Genomic DNA, 2,549 nt, shown 5'->3' on the forward strand with positions numbered 1-2,549 from the left:
TCGCTGAAGTATTGAATACTTCTTCCCGTTCCAAAGTGCTGGAATATGATAACTGCATTCTGATTACCATAAAAATGATGCAGATGAAGGATGATGATGGTAAAATTACAATTGAAAACCTAAGCTTAATTCTTACAGAATCCGTCCTTATATCTTTTCAGGAGACAAAAGGAGATGTTTTCGAACCCGTAAGAGAACGCATCCGAAAGCAAAAGAAGCGAATCAGAAATGGAGGAACTGATTATTTAACCTTTGCGCTTTTAGATATCGTGATAGATAACTACCTCTACGTTATTAATTTGCTTGGTGAAAAAATTGAAACGTTGGAAGAAAACCTTTTGGTAAACCCAAATGAGGTGGTCATCAATGAGATCAACAATTATAAAAAGGAACTAAACTTTTTGCGAAAGAACATCAAACCCGCAAAAGAGATGATTTTCTCATTGGCCAAAATGGAGACAGATTTGATTGAGGATGAAACTGACATTCATTTCAAAGAGCTTCAGGACAATATCAGTCAAGCAAGTGATACCTCGGATAGTTACCGGGAAATTTTATCAGATCAGCTAAATATTTATCATACCACCATCAGCAGCAAACTAAATGACACCATGAGATTCCTTACTGTATTCTCAGTGGTTTTCATTCCTTTGACTTTTATCGCAGGGATCTACGGCACCAACTTTGAAAATGTCCCCGAACTATCTTTTAAGTATAGCTATTACATCATGTGGGGAGTGATGATAAGTATTGCGATAGGAATGTTGCTTTATTTTAGGAATAAAAAGTGGCTGTGATACTAAATATGATTATCCGGAATTCTGCCAGTTAATAGACAATTAAGCTTCAACAAAGCGGATAATCGTCCAAAGACGACGGTCAACAGTCCACACTCTGCTGTTCAGGATCCACGACAATTGTCGGGAGTAACCCTGAACCTCTAACATAGGATTTTTAATCCGAGTGTGTAGAACAACAATTAACAATTAGGTCAGAGATTTTAAACCTCTTTTAAGATAAAAATCTTCCCCTTTGCGATTTCTTTGTGGTTAAATCCAAAAAAAAAACCGACTTTTCGTCGGCTTTGTAAATCTCTTAAAGGTCTGAATACTCGGTCGGATATAACAACCTGGTATCATTTCTTGAAACGGTATTTTTATATTCCTCCAAATCTCTCATTTCAATCCACTTTGGATCCACTCCAAATTGCTTCCAGTGCTCATTTCTCACATCCATATTTTCATGGGTAGTCATGTACATCAAGTTTGGCATATTAGCACCAGCGATGGTTTCCGCATAGAAAACCGGGCTACAATTTAATCTCTCAAAAATGTCCATCTCACCAGAGTTGAACATCTTTACTTTTTGACGGTACAATCTCTCTGTAGGTCCTTCATAGCTTCTCAACTCATAAATTCTATCTTGTTTTGCATTGGTCAAATTAGACTCTGCAAATTTTGGATGCTCTGACATGCCCCTCATAATCGAAGTCTCAATTCTTTTATAGGGAGGGTTGTCAAAAGTGGCGTTGATATAAGCACTTCCATCAGCCAAAAAAGTCTGATCTTTCAATAGCTTTCCTTCGAATGCCTCAAATTCCCCTAAGGATTTGAAAGGAATAAATACATACACTTTCTGACCCGCATCAGGCTGCGAAGCAATCGGTTTAAATACTCCTACTTTTGCTACACCATGACGATGGGCAGCCGGGATAAAAGCTTTTTCCAAATAGCTATCCAACATGGCTTCCTGCTCAGGTGTTTCAATATGATAGGTTTTCAGCTCATAGATATCTCTTTTTTGTGCCATTATACTCAAGCTCATCAATAGGCACAGGGCAAATAAACCAATGGGTAATGTTTTAATAAATTTCATTTTCAAGGTTTTAGGTTACGAATGGGTATTTGATATCTAATCTAAGGTAAACTTCGAAAGGAAGCATCCTGTTTGTGGAATTCTAAGAGAAATTTAAGATTTAACAGTTTGGCTGTTCAGTATTTGCAATCCTAATCCTATACCATAGGATTTATAATCCGATTGTTTAGAACAATAAGAGGTTAAATCTGTGATTTTTTATTCATTTGAAGATAAAAAACTTCTGAAATTATTTCGAGGTAACAAACCTCGAAGAGCAGAATAATTGAAAGCTTAATCCCTTTTCGATCTCTTTGTGGTCTTAATGGTTAAAAACAAAAAAAGCCGACTCTCGCCGGCTTCTTATGTATCTCTACTAACTCTTACTTATTATTTGCTCTTTTCATCGGGTTGCTTCCTATTGAAGTACCTCTGGCAGCACCTGAACCTTTGAACAATTCAAATCGAGTTGGCTGATATTGTCTTGGCCAGTAATTGCTGCTCTCGTCGATATCCGCTGTTTCTCTCAAAGGATCCAAAACGATCTGCTTCACTTCCTTCTTCTTGGCAAAAACCTTTGTCACTTCGGTTTCATTCAATCTCCAGATCTCTGCAGGGATTCTTTCGATTTCAGACGTTCCATCAGTGTATTGCCATTCCAAAATGATCGGCATCACCAATCCACCCACATTTTT

General features: G+C 37.4%; 2 protein-coding genes and 1 pseudogene. 1 reads left to right on the forward strand and 2 read right to left on the reverse strand.

The features are described from left to right. A partial coding sequence (gene corA / locus Q0L68_RS19515) for a magnesium/cobalt transporter CorA (protein WP_296705918.1) occupies positions 1 to 797 on the forward strand: 797 nt, incomplete at its 5' end. Positions 798 to 1,095: 298 nt separating this feature from the next. Here the strand turns inward: corA and Q0L68_RS19520 are convergent. Together Q0L68_RS19520 and Q0L68_RS19525 are read right to left on the reverse strand one after the other, a co-directional pair. Further along, positions 1,096 to 1,875, reverse strand: coding sequence for an NIPSNAP family protein (locus tag Q0L68_RS19520; protein WP_296705919.1), 780 nt, complete (start codon positions 1,873 to 1,875; stop codon positions 1,096 to 1,098). Positions 1,876 to 2,237: 362 nt separating this feature from the next. Next, positions 2,238 to 2,549: pseudogene (locus tag Q0L68_RS19525) on the reverse strand (M1 family peptidase); the annotation flags it as partial.

Origin of the sequence: Algoriphagus sp., from assembly GCF_024642405.1 — a bacterium.
Lineage (GTDB): Bacteria > Bacteroidota > Bacteroidia > Cytophagales > Cyclobacteriaceae > Algoriphagus.

Bases quoted from the DNA above. Each gene is read 5' to 3' on its own strand.
- Q0L68_RS19520 (WP_296705919.1), bottom strand. From the start codon at position 1,875: ATGAAATTTATTAAAACATTACCCATTGGTTTATTTGCCCTGTGCCTA.